This is a genomic window from Streptococcus sp. 1001283B150225_161107_H12 (assembly GCF_015552665.1).
In the GTDB taxonomy this organism is placed as follows: Bacteria; Bacillota; Bacilli; order Lactobacillales; family Streptococcaceae; genus Streptococcus.
The window spans coordinates 248,033-265,591 of sequence record NZ_JADNFC010000001.1; the positions used below are offsets into that span (position 1 = coordinate 248,033).

Sequence of the window (17,559 nt, forward strand, 5' to 3'; positions counted from 1 at the left end):
CTACCTTCGGGTAGCTTTTTTTCTTTATTTGAATGATTTAGAAAGTTCTACCTTGATGATAAATTCGATGAATATTAAAACGCTTGCATAAGTACAGGAAAAGGGTATAATATAGTTGAAAAACAAAAAAAAAGGAGAATCAAATGATTTTTAAACGTTCAAACGGAGAATTCCGTGAAACTGATCGAGTGACTCGTTTCAAATTGATCAAGTCAGGTAAGAACTGGTTGCGTGCGGCCACTTCAAACTTTGGTTTGCTCAAAGTGATTCGTGGTCAAGTCGAAGAGACAGTTGTAGCTGAGGTGCGTGAAGATGCTGTTTCTACTAAGAGCCATCACTTCTTAAAAGGGATCGTAGTAGCAGCGGCTGTTTTAAGTGCTACTACAGTTGCAAATACTACGTTTGCGGATGAAGTAGGAAACGAAGTAGTTTCTTCCTCTACAGCAGTGAGTGCTCCAGTCGTTTCACCTGAAGCAGCTCCATTGACTGAAGAAGGTTCGAAAGAAGTCTCAGTCCCTCAAAATGAAACTGCTACAGAAACAAAACCTCAAGTAGCAAGTTCATCCCAAGTGGTCGAAAGTGCTGTAGCATCGGATGATAAAGCAATCTTGGAACAAAATGCTTCTGAAGCAGCTTTATTGAATCAAATAGCAGAAAAATATGCTTCCAACCATCAAAATGAAGAGCAGAAGGCTGCTATCAAAGAGGCTGTTGCAAAAGTTCAAGCTGAATTGCCAACAAAAGAAGCTTCGAGCAATTCTGAAGTAAAACCACAATCATATGCTGAACAACGAGAACGCTTGAACAAGTCAGTAGATGATATGATGGCAACCTTGAAGGATGCTGGTTTCAATGGAAATACAACTGTTAATGGTGCACCAGCAGTAGCTGCACAGTTGGCTCCAATATCAACAAGCACTACTGGTAGCGTCGATACTAATCCAGTTATTTCAAATGCGAATGGTGCAACGATTGAAGATGCAGCTTTCAATAAATCTGGTTACGCTTTGGATCCAAATGCTGATCGCTATACTTTTGGTGTATGGCAATTCCTTAAAACAGATCACGCTACTGGAGCTAAAACAAACTTTGATTACTACGCTACTCTTGCAGTAGACCGTTCAGCCATCACTGGTAGCCTTTCAGCTAATCCAGATGTTTACTTGCGTATTGTGAAGAAATCTGATGGTACAGAAGCTTATACACGTACTATTCATGCTGGTGAAAGCAATATCTCTCTTCCAAGCTACATCACAAACAACAACTCTGATGTAACCAATACTTTGACATACGCAGCTGCTAACGGAACTAATCCAGGTAACGTAACCTTCTCATTGGTCAACGCTAACCTTGAGTATGAAACACTTCAAATTCGTGATACCAACTACCCAGGTAACGAAAATGAAGATAAACCAAACGTTCAAACTTCTGTTCCTTATGCTAAAGCTGATCAAACAACTTACTATAAAGTTGTTGACAGTAGCAAGTACACAGAAGGTCAAACATACACACCGACTGGAAATGAAACAGTTCTTGCAAGCTATACTCAAACTGGTCTTGCAGGTCAACAATTCACAGCTTCAGGAAACCGTAATATTGAGGGTTACAAACAAGTTCCAGCAACAACAGACGCAACTCAAAAAACATCTGGTATCCTTGGTAAAGGTGTTGTTGGTCAAAAATTGGTTGAACTTCAAGGTGGAGCAAACCACTACTATGTGAAACGTATTTCTGAAATCGTTGATACGGAAGGTTCAACTGTAACGAAATTCTACGCCCTTGATCCATCTCAAGTGAACAATTTTGCTACATCTGATATTGGTACTGAAGATGTGTCTAAGTACACACTCATCTACACAAGTAAAGTTAACAAGGCTGGTGAAGAGTGGAAGGCTGACGAGACAAAAGTTACAAAAGTAAACAGTAAAAATGGGGACTACTATCTGGAAGTTAATGAAACTGCTGGAAGCAAATCCCTCATTATCACTGGTTGGTCGTCTGCTACTGAGACAGATACTTATAAACAAATGGACGGAACTTTGCACACTTATCCACGTCCATTCAAAGGTGCTCCAAGTACTTCACTGACACCTGCGGGTGCTGGTAATAACAGTTACAACGTTATTGCTGGTAAAGTTCCAGAAATCCAAGCAGAAGGATCTGTTGCGAATGACCCAACAGCACCAAATGGTAAAGTATACTCTAATTTGAAGGGTTATTCATCATTCTCAAATAACTACTCAATTCCAACTGCGATTAAACCATCGACGGATGTAAATTATTACTTTGTCAAGTCTGATGTTAAAGGAAATGTCTTCGTTCACTATAAAGATACTGAAGGAACAACCCTTAAGAATTCTGTAACTGACGAAGATCAACAGCCAGTTAACAAACACTATGACACAGTCGTGGATAACCGCCCACAAGAAATTGAATTCCAAGGCAAGACCTATGAATTGGTACCGGCAGGTACTTACACAGTAGGTGAAGTGGATGACCAAGGACACCTCAAGTCTTCTGATCCTACAACTGGAGAAGTTGCTAAAGAAGATAAGAACGTTACCTACATCTACAAATTGAAAGAAGAACCTAAGGGTAACGTCTATGTACACTATGTAGATACAGAAGGCAAGACCATCAAGTCAGACGTGACGGATGAAGACGCTCAACCAGTGGACAAAGACTACGATACAGTGGTAGACAACCGCCCACAAGAGATTGCATTCGAAGGCAAGACCTATGAATTGGTCCCAGCGGGTAACTACACAGTTGGTGAAGTGGATGACCAAGGTCACCTCAAGTCAACCGACCCAACAACCGGTAAGGTGATCGAAGGTGATAAGAATGTCACCTACGTATACAAACTGAAAGAAGAACCTAAGGGTAACGTCTATGTACACTATGTGGATACAGAAGGCAAGACCATCAAGTCAGATGTGACGGATGAAGACGCTCAACCAGTGGATAAAGACTACGACACAGTGGTAGACAACCGTCCACAAGAGATTGCATTCGAAGGCAAGACCTATGAATTAGTACCAGCGGGTAACTACACAGTTGGTGAAGTGGATGACCAAGGTCACCTCAAGTCAACCGACCCAACAACCGGTAAGGTCATCGAAGGTGATAAGAATGTCACCTACGTATACAAACTGAAAGAAGAACCTAAAGGTAACGTCTATGTACACTATGTGGATACAGAAGGCAAGACCATCAAGTCAGATGTGACGGATGAAGATGCTCAACCAGTGGACAAAGACTACGACACAGTGGTAGACAACCGTCCACAAGAGATCGAATTCGAAGGCAAGACTTATGAATTGGTTCCAGCAGGTACCTACACAGTCGGTGAAGTGGATGACCAAGGTCACCTCAAGTCAACCGATCCTACAACCGGTAAGGTCATCGAAGGCGATAAGAATGTCACCTATGTATACAAACTGAAGGAAACCCCAGCTGATCCTAAGAAGGGTGAGGTCATCATCACTTACGTTGATGAAAATGGCAAGGAAATCGAAAAACCTCGTCAAGACACACCAAACTCACCATATGACACACCATATAACACCACTGAGGAAGGTGAAAAACCTAACACTATCAAGACACCAGACGGTAAGACCTACAAGATCGTACCGAAAGGTGACTACCCAGTAGGTAAAGTGGACGAAGATGGGCACTTGGAATCATCTGATCCAGTTAAAGGTAAAGTTGACAAACCTAAGTCAATCATCACTTACGTCTATAAAGAAGTGAAGGAAGAACCAACTCAACCTAAGGGTAACGTTTATGTTCACTATGTAGATACAGAAGGCAAGACCATCAAGTCAGATGTGACGGATGAAGATGCTCAACCAGTGGACAAAGACTACGATACAGTGGTAGACAACCGCCCACAAGAGATTGCATTCGAAGGCAAGACTTACGAATTGGTACCAGCTGGTAGCTACACAGTCGGTGAAGTAGATGATGAGGGTCACCTTAAATCTACCGATCCTACTACAGGTAAAGTGATCGAAGGCGATAAGAATGTAACGTATGTTTACAAACTGAAGGAAACCCCTGCTGAGCCTAAGAAGGGTGAGGTCATCATCACTTACGTAGACGAAAATGGCAAGGAAATCGAAAAACCTCGTCAAGATACACCAAACTCACCATATGACACACCATATAACACCACTGAGGAAGGTGAAAAACCTAACACTATCAAGACACCAGACGGTAAGACCTACAAGATCGTACCGAAAGGTGACTACCCAGTAGGTAAAGTGGACGAAGATGGCCATTTGGAATCATCTGATCCAATTAAAGGTAAAGTTGACAAACCTAAGTCAATCATCACTTACGTTTATAAAGAAGTGAAGGAAACACCAGCCGAGCCTAAGGGTAACGTTTATGTTCACTATGTAGATACAGAAGGCAAGACAATCAAAGAAGATGTTACTGACGAAAAAGCTCAACCAGTAGACAAAGACTACGACACAGTTGTAGACAACCGTCCACAAGAGATTGAATTCGAAGGTAAGACTTACGAATTGGTACCAGCTGGTAACTACACAGTAGGTGAAGTTGATAAAGAAGGTCACTTGAAGTCAACAGATCCAACAACTGGTAAAGTCATCGAAGGTGATAAGAATGTAACCTATGTATACAAACTTAAAGAAACTCCAGACAAGCCTGTAGAGCCAACTCCAGACAAGCCTGTAGAGCCAACTCCAGACAAGCCTGTAGAGCCAACTCCAGACAAACCAGTAGAGCCAACTCCAGACAAGCCTGTAGAACCAACTCCAGATAAGCCTGTAGAGCCAACTCCAGACAAGCCTGTAGAGCCAACTCCAGACAAGCCTGTAGAGCCAACTCCAGACAAGCCTGTAGAGCCAACTCCAGACAAACCAGTAGAGCCAACTCCAGACAAGCCTGTAGAACCAACTCCAGATAAGCCTGTAGAGCCAACTCCAGACAAGCCTGTAGAGCCAACTCCAGACAAGCCTGTAGAGCCAACTCCAGACAAGCCTGTAGAGCCAACTCCAGACAAACCTGTAGAGCCAACTCCAGACAAACCTGTAGAACCAACTCCAGACAAGCCTGTAGAGCCAACTCCAGACAAGCCTGTAGAGCCAACCCCAGATAAGCCAGTGGATCCAACACCAGGTAAACCAGTGAATCCAACCCCAGATAAGCCAGTGGATCCAACACCAGGTAAACCAGTGAATCCAACACCAGGTAAACCAGTGGATCCAACACCAGGTAAACCAGTGAATCCAACACCAGGTAAACCAGTGGACCCAACATCAGGTAAACCAGTAGAGTCAACACCAGCTAAAGGACAACTTCCAAATACTGGTGAAACTACATCTGTAGGATCAACTGTACTCGGACTAGTTGCAGGACTTGTAGGATTGGCAGCACTTGGACGTCGTAAAGAGGAAGACGAAAAATAATTCTACTTCCTTTGGTGAATGATTGATTTGGCTTCATTCAAAACGGCAGTTCTAATTGGTGACTAGAATAGGCCTTAAAGCCTTGAAAAAGGGGATGATCACTCCCCTTTTTCAACTAGTCATACACCTAACTAAGAAGCATTAAATTGATATAAAACGAGCCTCCCACCATAAACAGTTTAAAAGTTTTATACTGTTTATCTAAAAAAAGGGGGCTCTTTTCTTATAATCAAGAAAGTAAATGCAAGTTTAAATTACTTATTTGAAATTAAATATTATAGTAGCAGCTAACCTGATTCAGAGTGATAATCATCTGGAAAAGATAATATGATTGTTGATGAACTGATGATTGATAAAAGCGACAATCCTTAAATCACATATGTAAAAAAGTTTCATTACCTAAATCTAGGTCCTTTAGAAAAAGTAGGATAAAAATGAATATCTTTTCAGTGGATAAGTTATAATTTTTTTGATAGATATTACTATATAAAAAACGCTTTTTGTGGTAAAATAATACAGATCATAAAAGGAGTGACAAAATGGTAGAACCTAAGTATAAACGTATTTTAATTAAGTTATCAGGTGAAGCGTTAGCCGGTGAACGGGGTGTCGGAATTGATATCAAAACGGTTCAAAAGATGGCCCTTGAAATCAAAGAAGTTCATGACCTTGGAATTGAAATTGCTCTCGTTATCGGTGGAGGAAATCTCTGGCGTGGAGAACCTGCGGCGGAAGCAGGTATGGATCGCGTTCAAGCAGATTACACTGGAATGCTTGGAACAGTTATGAATGCCTTGGTGATGGCGGATTCTCTTCAACAGGTTGGAGTAGATACGCGTGTCCAAACAGCGATTGCCATGCAACAAGTCGCTGAGCCTTATATCCGTGGTCGCGCCCTTCGTCACTTGGAAAAAGAGCGTATTGTTATCTTTGGTGCAGGCATTGGTTCTCCATACTTCTCAACGGATACAACGGCTGCTCTTCGTGCCGCTGAAATTGAAGCAGATGCAATCTTGATGGCTAAGAATGGTGTTGACGGCGTTTATAATGCTGATCCAAAGAAAGACAAGACAGCTGTGAAGTTTGAAGAATTAACTCACCGTGATGTCATCAATAAAGGCCTTCGTATCATGGATTCGACAGCATCGACCATCTCAATGGACAATGATATTGACTTAGTCGTTTTCAACATGAATGAGCCAGGGAACATCAAACGCGTTGTCTTTGGAGAAAATATCGGTACTACCGTTTCTAATAATGTAGAAAAATAAGGAAGTTAGAGGAATAAAATGGCAAATCCAATCGTAGAAAAAGCTAAAGAAAGAATGACTCAGTCTCACCAAAGTTTGGGACGTGAATTTGGAAGTATCCGTGCAGGCCGTGCAAATGCAAGTCTCTTGGATCGTATCTATGTTCAATATTACGGAGTTGATACTCCATTGAATCAAATCGCATCGATCACCATTCCAGAAGCTCGTGTGATGTTGATTACACCTTTTGACAAGTCTTCATTGAAAGATATCGAGCACGCTTTGAATGCTTCTGATCTTGGCATTACTCCAGCCAACGATGGTTCGGTTATCCGCTTGGTCATCCCAGCTTTGACAGAAGAAACTCGTCGTGACTTGGCCAAAGAAGTGAAAAAAGTCGGTGAAAATGCTAAAGTAGCGATCCGTAACATCCGCCGTGATGCGATGGATGAAGCCAAGAAGCAAGAAAAAGCTAAAGAAATCACGGAAGATGAATTGAAGAATCTTGAGAAAGAGATCCAAAAAGTAACCGATGATGCTGTGAAACATGTTGATGAAATGACAGCACACAAAGAAAAAGAATTGCTTGAAGTTTAATCATTTCCAGCAGTTTACAGAGGAAATGAACTCAGTTGGCACTGCTGGCTGAGTTTTATTTCCATTAAGGGGCTATTGATGAGCTTTAGCCAGAAAGAAGGAAAAAATGAATACCAACCTCGCACATGATATCGTGGGCCTTGTGACGGATGAGAATGATCGCTTTTACTTTGTCCAGAAGGATGGGCAGACTTATGCCTTGGACAAGTCTGAAGGAGAGCATGCACTTGGAGAATCCGTCAAGGGCTTTGCCTATACGGATATGAAGCAACGTTTGCGCCTGACTACCCTAGAAGTCACAGCCCGTCAGGACCAATTCGGCTGGGGGACAGTGACTGAAGTTCGCAAGGACCTGGGTGTATTTGTCGATACGGGTCTACCCGATAAGGAGATTGTCGTCTCTCTGGATATTTTGCCAGAAATCAAGGATCTGTGGCCGAAAAAAGGCGATAAACTCTTTGTTCGCCTAGAAGTTGATAAAAAAGATCGGATCTGGGGTGTCTTGGCCTACCAAGAAGACTTCCAACGAATTGCTCGTCCAGCCTACAACAATATGCAAAACCAGAACTGGCCGGCCATCGTCTATCGCTTAAAACTTTCAGGGACCTTTGTTTACCTGCCTGAGAATAATATGCTGGGCTTTATCCATCCAAGTGAGCGCTATGCCGAACCCCGTTTGGGACAAGTCTTAGATGCTCGGGTCATCGGTTTCCGAGAGGTGGATCGGACCTTGAATTTGTCCTTGAAACCACGCTCGTTTGAAATGCTTGAAAACGATGCGCAGATGATTTTGGCCTACTTGGAGGGGAATGGTGGCTTTATGACCTTGAATGACAAGTCCTCCCCAGAAGAGATTAAGGCAACCTTTGGAATTTCCAAGGGGCAGTTCAAAAAGGCTCTGGGTGGCTTGATGAAAGCGAAAAAAATCAAGCAAGACCAGTTTGGAACGGAACTAATCTAAGAGGAGCTTTATGCGAAAATCATTTTACACTTGGCTGATGACAGAGCGCAATCCCAAAAGCAATGCTCCGAAAGCCTTGCTAGCTGATCTAGCTTTTCATGAGTCTGCCTTTCCAAAACATACAGATGATTTTGATGAGGTCAGTCGCTTTCTGGAAGAGCATGCCAGTTTCTCCTTTAATCTAGGAGATTTTGATGCGATCTGGGAAGAATACTTAGGTCATTAGTAACAGAAGATAGTGGTGAGCCGGGGATGGTCAATTCTCGGTCACTTTGTTATAATAGAGAAAACTTACAGAAATAGAGAGGTTCTTTATTTGAAAGAACATTCAATTGATATTCAATTAAGTCATCCAGATGATCTCTTCCATCTGTTTGGATCCAATGAGCGTCATTTGCGTTTGATGGAGCAAGAGTTGGATGTGATCATCCATGCTCGAACAGAAATTGTCCAGGTCATTGGGCAAGAAGAAGATTGTGAGAAAGCTAGACAAGTCATTGAGGCTTTGCTGATCTTGGTGAATCGTGGTATGACCATCGGGACGCCGGATGTCGTAACAGCTATTCAAATGGTCCGTAATGATGAGTTGGATAAGTTCGTCGCCTTGTATGAAGAAGAAATCATCAAGGATAGCTACGGCAAGCCCATTCGGGTCAAAACGCTGGGGCAAAAGATTTATGTCGATAGTGTCAAGCACCATGATGTGACCTTCGGGATTGGACCAGCTGGGACAGGGAAAACCTTCCTAGCTGTGACTTTGGCTGTCACCGCCCTCAAGCGTGGTCAAGTTAAGAGGATCATTTTGACCCGTCCAGCTGTAGAAGCAGGAGAGAGCCTTGGTTTCCTTCCAGGAGATCTCAAGGAAAAAGTAGACCCTTATCTACGACCAGTCTATGATGCCCTCTACCAAATCTTAGGGAAAGACCAAACAACTCGTATGATGGAGCGCGAGATTATCGAGATTGCCCCTCTGGCCTATATGCGGGGACGGACCTTGGACGATGCCTTTGTCATTTTAGATGAAGCGCAAAATACAACTATCATGCAGATGAAGATGTTTTTGACCCGTCTTGGTTTTAACTCCAAGATGATTGTCAATGGAGATACCAGCCAGATTGACCTTCCGCGAAATGTCAAATCCGGCTTGATTGATGCTCAGGAGAAATTAAAAAATATTTCTCAGATTGACTTTGTGCATTTCTCTGCCAAGGATGTTGTTCGTCATCCAGTAGTAGCAGAGATTATCCGAGCCTACGAGCCCATTCCGAATCCAGTCCTCAAAGAAAAACTGGATGTGGAAGAAGAAGCAGAATAAAAAAGGGAGTGAGAAAGAACTCAGACCAATTAAAAAGAGTTCGTTTTCCCACCCCCGCACAGTTGATTAGGTCGTCTTTGGAGCTTTAAAAGGGAACAAAGATGCCAATCAACCACTGCGTCATGTAGTTATTACTATCATACAACGAAGGCTGGACACTTTTTGCCCAGCCTTTTAAATATTAGAAATTAAACCAATTCATCAATTGGTGTGAAGTTGCGTTCTAGACCTTCTGCAACTGGTTGGCTTGTGATATGGCCTTGGTAAGTAGTAACACCTTGGCGCAAGCCTTCGTCGAGGGCGATGGCCTTATGGAAGCCATTGTCAGCTAAAGCTTCTACATAAGGAAGGGTTACATTGGTAAGGGCGATGGTAGAAGTACGAGCGACAGCACCTGGAATATTGGCAACGGCATAGTGGAGCACGCCGTGTTTTTCGTAAACAGGCTCCGTATGTGTTGTCACACGGTCTGCTGTTTCAATAACCCCACCTTGGTCAACGGCTACGTCCACGATGACAGAACCTGGACGCATTTGTTTGACCATATCGTCAGTCACTAATTTAGGAGCTTTAGCTCCAGGGATCAGGACAGCTCCGATGACAACATCGGCATCACGGACACTGGCTTCAATGTTAAATGGATTGGACATAAGGGTTTGGATTTGATGACCAAAGACATCTTCCAGAACAGCCAAACGTTTAGCGCTGATATCTAAGATGGTCACTTGGGCACCGAGTCCAAGGGCGATACGAGCTGCGTGGGTTCCAACGACTCCACCACCGATGATGGTAACTTTCCCTTTAGGAACACCAGGTACCCCACCTAGGAGGACGCCAGATCCACCTTCTTGTTTAGTGAGGAAGTGAGCCCCGATTTGCACCGCCATTCGTCCAGCAACCTCACTCATTGGCACCAAGAGAGGCAATTGTCCTTCAAGGTCTCGTACAGTCTCGTAAGCTACCCCAGTTGTCTTGGCAGTCACCATGGCATCAGCTAATTCAGGAGCAGCAGCCATGTGCAAGTAGGTGAAGAGCAAGAGGTCTTCACGAAGGAAGTCGTATTCTTCAGCGAGGGGTTCTTTGACCTTGACCACCAATTCAGCTGCCCAAGCTTCTGCAGCAGTTGCAACGATAGTCGCTCCTTGTTTGGCGTAATCTTCATCGCCAAAGCCAGAACCAAGTCCAGCATTTGTTTCTACCAAAACTTGATGGCCTTTCTTCACCAAGCTTTGTACACCTGCAGGTGTCAAGCCAACACGATTTTCATTGTTTTTAATTTCTTTTGGGATACCGATTAACATGATTATTTCTCCTTGATTAGATATGGGTGTGAAAAGGCCATTGGTGTGAGATTGCTCTCTTGACTCAATGACCTTTTCACTCCTTATCCAACTCTTTTAATTGATTGTTTTTATTTTATAGAAAAGTGGGTTAAAAAGCAAGAAAAAATTGAGCTTGCCTTCCTTAATGTTATTTGCTAAACTAATCCCTAAAGAAGGAGAGTCAAATGGAAAATTTATATGTGAAGTTAGTGGCTTATCGAGAAATAGAGACTGATCGCTTGCACTTGCGTCCGGTCACTCTTGAAGATGCACCGGCTATGCTTGAGTATGCTTCTGATGAGACAGTTACGCGCTATACCTTTGCAACCAATCAAAGTCTAGAAGAGACGCGTAATAATATTGCCCTCTTTTACCTAGCGAGCCCACTTGGAAGATGGGGGATCGAGCTCAAAGAAAATGGAAAATTTATCGGGACGATTGATTTACTGGATTTGGATCTTTGTCTGAAGAAGGGGAGTATCGGCTATGTTCTGAATAAAGACTATTGGAACCAAGGTCTTGCGACAGAGGCTACCAAGGCAGTCATTGCCTTGGCTTTTGAACAGTTAGGGATGAACAAGCTCACTGCTGTTCATGATCAGGACAACCCAGCTTCTGGACGGGTGATGGCCAAATCAGGGATGAAATATTCTCACGAGGAGCCCTACGCGATGCTAGACCTGCATGAAGAAGGGCGAATGGTGACGAGAGTTCATTATGTCCTCACGAAGGAAGAATATTTGGCAGAAAAATGAGTCAGGATATTGACAAAAGGCCTATCTCCATGATATAGTAGATAGGTACTGCTGGTTTAGCTCAGTCGGTAGAGCGCATCCATGGTAAGGATGAGGTCGCCGGTTCAATCCCGGCAACTAGCATAGAAGAAGAGAGAAGCTTAGAGAGGATCTAGGCTTCTTTTTGTGCTTTAATTTCTAATTGAGTGCCTATTTATGGACCTTTTTTCAACAATCTTCAAAAAAACGTTGACAAGCACAGAAATCCGTGGTAAAGTTAGAACAACAAAGAGAAAGGAGAAAACCATCATGAACAAAGTAGATGTTTTGATGACACAATTGAATACACAGCTTCTCCAATCTCAGTTGAGTTCGATGTAAAAATTGAATGAAACCCAAGATGGAGGAGTCTGTCTTGGGTTTTTTGTATGCATTTTTGCCTGCCTTAACTGAATTGGTGACAGGCATCAGAAGGCCCAAGTGTGGACTGAGCACGTACTCAGCTCCTACTTGGGTTTTTTCTGTGCCAAATTGAAAGGGGAGAAGATGATAGGAGCTTTATGTAAGTACATCTGGGAGCATAAGTGGCTGTATCTCAGCATTGCTGTGGTCCTAGTGATTTATGATTATACAATTTTAATACCGACACAGGTCATTCAACGACTAGTCGACCAGCTAAGCAAGCAGACCTTGACTCAGGCAAGTTTTACGAGAGATATTGCTCTCTTGTTGGGAGCTACTTTTTTAAATTACATTTCTGCTTACTACTGGCATCTGAAGTTGTTTCAAGCTTCGGTCCATTACAAGGCCAGGCTACAGGGGCAAGCTTTTCGTAAGCTCGTAGCCATGAGACGGGCATTTTATGAAAAGTTTCGTTCAGGGGATCTTCTGACTCGTTTTACCACGGATGTAGACGGGATGATGGGGATGGTCGGCTATGGGATGCTGATTGTCCTTTATGGAGGAGGCTTGTTCCTCTTTATTATTCCAGCTATGTTCTTGATTTCCTGGCAGTTAAGTTTAATTTCCTTTATTCCTATGAGTTTTCTGGTTTTATCAACCTATCTCCTGGGGAAGAAGGAAGAGATCTATGTGGATGAAAACCGTGATGCGGTGGCCCATTTAAACGATGAGGTCTTAGAATCCATCGAAGGGATTCGGGTCATGCGGGCCTATAGCCGCAAGGAGCGTCAGGTGCGACAATTTCAAGAGCGGACAGAAAGTTTGGCCAAGACGGGGGATAAGATCGCCTCTATTCAAAATGCCTTTGGTCCTTTTGCCCTCTTCTTTATCGGGGTTTCAACCGTCCTGCTTTTGGTCTGTGGGGGTCACTTCTTGAAGACTGGACAGATTAGCTTGGGTCAACTGCTAGGTCTAGAATTGTATCTAGTGGCCTTGATTGAGCCGATGTGGATGCTAGCAGACTTCATCCTTGTCTATCAAACAGCCAAAACATCCCACAAAAAATTGTCAGAATTGGTCGAAGAGGATGATGACTTGGAAAGAGATGGGGACGATTGGCTAGAGGAACTGAATGAGGTAGTTTTCGAAAACTATTCTTTTACCTATCCGATGGCGGAGAAGGAGAGTCTTTCTCAGATTTCTTTGCAGTTCAATAAAGGGCAAACCATTGGGATTGTGGGTCGAACAGGAGCAGGAAAGACAAGCTTGGTCCGTCAATTTTTACGTCAATACCCACTTGGGCAAGGGACATTTACCATTAATGGGGAGTCCGTTGCTCGTTACGTGAGACGCTCTATTGAGGAAAAAATCGGTTACGTCTCGCAGGAACACATCCTATTTTCGAAGTCTATTTTAGAAAATATTTCCCTTGGTAAGAAGGGAGCTAGTCAAGAGGAAATCATGGATGCTATCGCTCAGGCAGCCTTTGCAGATGATTTGGAACGGATGTCGGATGGCCTGGATACTTTGATCGGAGAAAAGGGAGTATCCGTATCGGGAGGGCAGAAGCAGCGGATTTCTCTGGCACGTGCCTTTTTACGTGATGCCCAGTTGCTGCTCTTGGATGATTCTTTATCCGCAGTGGATGCCAAGACGGAACAGGCCATTATTGAGACCATTCAAAGAGAGCGACAAGGAAAGACAACCTTGATAGTCTCTCACCGTCTCTCAGCTGTCCATAAGGCAGATTGGATCCTTGTGTTAGATCAAGGACGGATTGTAGAAGAAGGAACAGCTAGTGATTTACTAGCTCAAGAAGGTTGGTATTACGAACAATACCAACGGCAACAAAGACAGGAAGGAGAATAAGATGGGTATTTTAAAACGACTATTACAAAAACTATCGCTTTTTCCTGGTATTTTTATCCTTGGTTTCATCTGTCTTTTGCTGGCAACGATTTTGTCAGATCTATCGCCATTTATTCTACAAAAAATGATTGATGGTCCCTTGACAGCCTTGAGTCAGGGAGGAGAGTTAGGAGCACTCTATCCTATGGGTATCCTCTATCTGATTGTTTTGGCAGTGGGTCAGATTGTCAGTTATATAGGCAATCGGGTTTTGATCCATGGAGGCAATAAGGTAACTGCACAGCTACGCGATCAAGCCTTCCTCGTGATGCAACAACTACCGATTTCCTACTTTGATGACAAGCCAGCAGGGAAAATTGCTACACGAATTGTTAATGATACAGAGACCTTACGGACTCAATTTTACAATTCCTGTATGTATTTGGTCATTCATTTGATGCGTTTCTTCTTTATCATGGGAGTTCTCTTTACTATCAATCCCATGATGGGTCTCCTCTTATGCTTGATTTTCCCTATCTTTTACGGGATTCAGGCCTTGTATAAGCGCATGACGGACAAGCCCATGAAGGACTTCTTTGATTCCAGAAGTGAGATCAATACCCAGGTTAATGAACTGCTTCATGGAGCGAGTATGATCCAACTTTACGGACAAGAAGAGCGCGTGATTGATGAGTTTGATCAGACGACAGACAAGATGACTGTGGCCTATGATCGTTTGGTTCTAGCAGACTCCATTGCCTCTTGGAGCCTGACAGAATTCTTGAAATACATTGTCATTGCAGGAATTTTAACTATTGCAGGCCTATCCTATCTTGGGGGAGATTTGGGGATGACTGCAGGTTTCTTGTTTATCAATCTCAATTATGTTATTCAGCTTTTTGATCTCATGGCCAATTTGATCCGTCGTCTTCCAGATATCCGACGCTCTCTGGAAACAGGGGAGCGAGTCTTGACTTTCCTAGATGAAGAGGTAGAGGCAGATGCAACAGAAGAGATCCAAATAGATCGGGCGGCTGTGGAGTTTGATCAGGTCACTTTTGCCTATGAAGAAGGCAAGCCAGTTCTGAAGGACATTTCCATCCAAGCTCATCCGGGTCAAACCCTTGCCTTGGTTGGCCATACCGGTTCGGGTAAATCCTCCATTATGAACTTGCTCTATCGTTTCTATGATCCGCAGGAGGGGGAAATCCGGATCGACGGCCAGAATATTCGCCATTTCTCTAGAGAGAGTCTTCGCTCCCATATGGGAATTGTCTTACAGGATCCCTATCTGTTCTCAGGGACCATTGCTAGCAATGTGGCCATGAGTCAAACAGATATCAACCGTGATCGCGTCTTGGATGCTCTAAAACAGGTCGGTGCCCTGCCTATGATCCAGAGATTAGAAAAGGGAATCGACCATCCAGTGGTTGAAAAGGGATCTGCCTTCTCAAGCGGGGAGCGCCAATTGATTTCCTTTGCTCGGACCCTCTACATGAACCCGAAAATTTTGATTCTGGACGAAGCAACCTCCCACATTGATACGGAGACAGAGGAGATCATTCAGAAGGCTATGGCAGTCCTGCAAAAGGGCCGGACGACCTTTATTATTGCCCACCGCTTATCGACCATTCAAGATGCAGATCAGATCTTGGTTCTATCAGAAGGGCGCATTGTCGAACGTGGGCAACATGCAGACTTGATTGCTCATGGTGGCATCTATGCCCAGATGCAAGCTATCCAACAGACGGTTGAATAAAAGGGCATTCTTCAAATAGTAAAAGTAGCGTGTATTCTAGTATATACGCTATTTTTATGCTATAATTGAAATGATAGTGAGGTGATCCAAGATGTATATTGAAATGGTTGATGAGACCGGTCAAGTCTCTGAAGAAATGATCAAACAAACCCAGGAAATTTTAGAATTTGCTGCAAAAAAATTGGGCAAAGAAGACAAGGAAATGGCAGTGACCTTTGTAACCAACGAACGTAGCCATGAATTGAACTTGGAATACCGGGACACGGATCGCCCAACGGATGTAATCAGTCTGGAATACAAACCAGAGATGGACATTGCTTTTTCGGAAGAAGATTTAGAAGACCATCCAGAGTTAGCCGAGATGATGGCTGAATTCGATACCTATATTGGAGAGCTTTTTATTTCTGTAGACAAGGCGCGTGAGCAAGCAGCTGAGTATGGTCATAGCTTTGAGCGCGAGATGGGCTTTTTAGCAGTGCATGGCTTCCTTCATATCAACGGTTATGATCACTATACGCCGGAAGAAGAAAAGGAAATGTTTGGCTTACAGGAAGAGATTTTGACAGCCTATGGACTCACAAGACAATAAACGAAAATGGAAAAATCGAGAACTGATTGCCAGTCTTGAATTTGCTTTAACAGGGATTTTCACAGCCTTTAAAGAGGAACGAAATATGCGTAAGCATGCACTTTCAGCTATCTTAGCGATTGTTGCAGGCTTCCTTTTTGGCATTTCAGCAACAGAGTGGCTCTTTCTACTCTTAAGTGTTTCTTTGGTCATTGCCTTTGAAATCATGAATTCTGCTCTTGAAAATGTAGTGGATTTGGCGAGCGATTACCATTTCTCCATGCTGGCAAAGAATGCCAAGGATATGGCGGCAGGAGCGGTTCTCGTTATTTCGGGCTTTGCCTTTGTGACAGGTCTCATCATATTTGTGCCCAAGTTGTGGGCTTTGGTATTTGGATAAGAGGGAGACTTCCCTCATGAAAGGAAACTATGACATTTAAATCAGGCTTTGTAGCCATTTTAGGACGTCCCAATGTCGGGAAGTCAACTTTTTTGAACCACGTCATGGGGCAAAAAATTGCCATCATGAGTGATAAAGCGCAGACAACGCGCAACAAGATTATGGGAATCTACACGACCGATAAGGAACAGATCGTCTTTATCGATACCCCAGGGATTCACAAACCCAAGACAGCGCTTGGAGACTTCATGGTAGAGTCGGCCTATAGCACCCTTCGAGAAGTCGATACCGTTCTCTTTATGGTCCCAGCAGACGAGCCACGTGGGAAGGGCGATGACATGATCATCGAGCGCCTCAAGGCAGCTAAGGTACCGGTTATTCTGGTGGTCAACAAGATCGACAAGGTCCACCCTGACCAACTCTTGGCGCAAATCGATGACTTCCGTAGTCAGATGGAGTTCAAGGAAATCGTGCCGATTTCAGCCCTTCAAGGAAACAATGTTTCGCATTTGATTGATATTTTGAGCGAAAACTTAGAAGAAGGTTTCCAATATTTCCCTGCGGATCAGATTACTGATCACCCAGAGCGCTTCTTAGTTTCTGAAATGATTCGCGAGAAGGTCTTGCACTTAACGCGGGAAGAAATTCCCCACTCTGTTGCAGTAGTCGTGGATTCTATGAAGCGGGATGAAGAGACAGATAAGGTCCATATCCGAGCAACCATCATGGTCGAGCGCGATAGCCAAAAAGGCATTGTCATCGGAAAAGGCGGGGCCATGCTCAAGAAGATCGGAACCCTTGCGCGTAAGGATATTGAGCTCATGCTAGGGGACAAGGTCTTCCTAGAAACCTGGGTGAAAGTCAAGAAAAATTGGCGGGATAAGAAATTGGATCTTGCTGATTTCGGATACAACGAAAAAGAATATTAATAAGAGGTGGGCAGAAGCCTGCTTCTTGTTTTTGAA

The 17,559-nt window shown here is 43.5% G+C and carries 13 protein-coding genes and 1 tRNA gene; 13 read left to right on the plus strand and 1 reads right to left on the minus strand.

The window, feature by feature from the left end:
* Positions 1–143 precede the first annotated feature (143 nt).
* The 6 genes from I2C87_RS10005 to I2C87_RS01160 all read left to right on the plus strand — a co-directional run bounded on the left by I2C87_RS10005 (position 144) and on the right by I2C87_RS01160 (position 9,561).
* Complete coding sequence (locus I2C87_RS10005) at positions 144–5,438, plus strand: accessory Sec-dependent serine-rich glycoprotein adhesin (protein WP_229046079.1); 5,295 nt, start codon at positions 144–146, stop codon at positions 5,436–5,438.
* Positions 5,439–5,977: 539 nt separating this feature from the next.
* Positions 5,978–6,709, plus strand: a complete 732-nt coding sequence (gene pyrH, locus I2C87_RS01140; RefSeq protein ID WP_006595852.1) for a UMP kinase — start codon at positions 5,978–5,980, stop codon at positions 6,707–6,709.
* Between the two features lie 18 nt (positions 6,710–6,727).
* Positions 6,728–7,285, plus strand: coding sequence for a ribosome recycling factor (gene frr / locus I2C87_RS01145; RefSeq protein WP_048689643.1), 558 nt, complete (start codon positions 6,728–6,730; stop codon positions 7,283–7,285).
* 106 nt (positions 7,286–7,391) lie between these two features.
* Complete coding sequence (gene cvfB / locus I2C87_RS01150; protein WP_048717452.1) at positions 7,392–8,246, plus strand: RNA-binding virulence regulatory protein CvfB; 855 nt, start codon at positions 7,392–7,394, stop codon at positions 8,244–8,246.
* A gap of 10 nt (positions 8,247–8,256) precedes the next feature.
* Positions 8,257–8,472 (plus strand): YozE family protein, encoded by a 216-nt coding sequence (locus I2C87_RS01155; RefSeq protein WP_195323703.1) that lies wholly within the window; start codon positions 8,257–8,259, stop codon positions 8,470–8,472.
* Positions 8,473–8,562: 90 nt separating this feature from the next.
* Entirely contained in the window at positions 8,563–9,561 is a 999-nt protein-coding gene (locus I2C87_RS01160) for a PhoH family protein (protein WP_195323704.1), read from the plus strand.
* A gap of 188 nt (positions 9,562–9,749) precedes the next feature.
* Here I2C87_RS01160 and ald read toward each other — a convergent pair whose 3' ends face one another.
* Positions 9,750–10,862 (minus strand): alanine dehydrogenase, encoded by a 1,113-nt coding sequence (gene ald / locus I2C87_RS01165; RefSeq protein ID WP_048789576.1) that lies wholly within the window; start codon positions 10,860–10,862, stop codon positions 9,750–9,752.
* 206 nt (positions 10,863–11,068) lie between these two features.
* Here ald and I2C87_RS01170 point away from each other — a divergent pair, with 206 nt between their 5' ends.
* The 7 genes from I2C87_RS01170 to era all read left to right on the plus strand — a co-directional run bounded on the left by I2C87_RS01170 (position 11,069) and on the right by era (position 17,523).
* Positions 11,069–11,638, plus strand: coding sequence for a GNAT family N-acetyltransferase (locus tag I2C87_RS01170; RefSeq protein ID WP_195323705.1), 570 nt, complete (start codon positions 11,069–11,071; stop codon positions 11,636–11,638).
* Positions 11,639–11,688: 50 nt separating this feature from the next.
* Positions 11,689–11,761: transfer RNA gene (locus I2C87_RS01175), tRNA-Thr, on the plus strand.
* A 402-nt stretch (positions 11,762–12,163) separates the two neighbouring features.
* Positions 12,164–13,888, plus strand: coding sequence for an ABC transporter ATP-binding protein (locus I2C87_RS01180; protein WP_195323706.1), 1,725 nt, complete (start codon positions 12,164–12,166; stop codon positions 13,886–13,888).
* Between the two features lies 1 nt (position 13,889).
* Positions 13,890–15,626: an ABC transporter ATP-binding protein gene (locus I2C87_RS01185; RefSeq protein ID WP_195323707.1), complete on the plus strand. Its 1,737-nt coding sequence runs from the start codon at positions 13,890–13,892 to the stop codon at positions 15,624–15,626.
* Positions 15,627–15,717: 91 nt separating this feature from the next.
* Positions 15,718–16,215 (plus strand): rRNA maturation RNase YbeY, encoded by a 498-nt coding sequence (gene ybeY, locus I2C87_RS01190; protein ID WP_048689623.1) that lies wholly within the window; start codon positions 15,718–15,720, stop codon positions 16,213–16,215.
* A complete protein-coding gene (locus tag I2C87_RS01195; RefSeq protein WP_048689618.1) occupies positions 16,196–16,594 on the plus strand; it encodes a diacylglycerol kinase family protein in 399 nt (132 codons plus the stop codon). The genes ybeY and I2C87_RS01195 overlap by 20 nt, the downstream gene beginning before the upstream one ends.
* Before the next feature lie 29 nt (positions 16,595–16,623).
* A complete protein-coding gene (gene era / locus I2C87_RS01200; RefSeq protein WP_048689615.1) occupies positions 16,624–17,523 on the plus strand; it encodes a GTPase Era in 900 nt (299 codons plus the stop codon).
* The last annotated feature ends 36 nt before the right edge of the window (positions 17,524–17,559 follow it).

Excerpts from the sequence above, each read along its gene's own strand:
- I2C87_RS10005 (WP_229046079.1), top strand. The coding sequence starts at position 144 with ATGATTTTTAAACGTTCAAACGGAGAATTCCGTGAAACTGATCGAGTG.
- pyrH (WP_006595852.1), top strand. The coding sequence starts at position 5,978 with ATGGTAGAACCTAAGTATAAACGTATTTTAATTAAGTTATCAGGTGAA.
- frr (WP_048689643.1), top strand. The coding sequence starts at position 6,728 with ATGGCAAATCCAATCGTAGAAAAAGCTAAAGAAAGAATGACTCAGTCT.
- cvfB (WP_048717452.1), top strand. The coding sequence starts at position 7,392 with ATGAATACCAACCTCGCACATGATATCGTGGGCCTTGTGACGGATGAG.
- I2C87_RS01155 (WP_195323703.1), top strand. The coding sequence starts at position 8,257 with ATGCGAAAATCATTTTACACTTGGCTGATGACAGAGCGCAATCCCAAA.
- ald (WP_048789576.1), bottom strand. The coding sequence starts at position 10,862 with ATGTTAATCGGTATCCCAAAAGAAATTAAAAACAATGAAAATCGTGTT.
- I2C87_RS01170 (WP_195323705.1), top strand. The coding sequence starts at position 11,069 with ATGGAAAATTTATATGTGAAGTTAGTGGCTTATCGAGAAATAGAGACT.
- I2C87_RS01180 (WP_195323706.1), top strand. The coding sequence starts at position 12,164 with ATGATAGGAGCTTTATGTAAGTACATCTGGGAGCATAAGTGGCTGTAT.
- I2C87_RS01185 (WP_195323707.1), top strand. The coding sequence starts at position 13,890 with ATGGGTATTTTAAAACGACTATTACAAAAACTATCGCTTTTTCCTGGT.
- ybeY (WP_048689623.1), top strand. The coding sequence starts at position 15,718 with ATGTATATTGAAATGGTTGATGAGACCGGTCAAGTCTCTGAAGAAATG.
- I2C87_RS01195 (WP_048689618.1), top strand. The coding sequence starts at position 16,196 with ATGGACTCACAAGACAATAAACGAAAATGGAAAAATCGAGAACTGATT.
- era (WP_048689615.1), top strand. The coding sequence starts at position 16,624 with ATGACATTTAAATCAGGCTTTGTAGCCATTTTAGGACGTCCCAATGTC.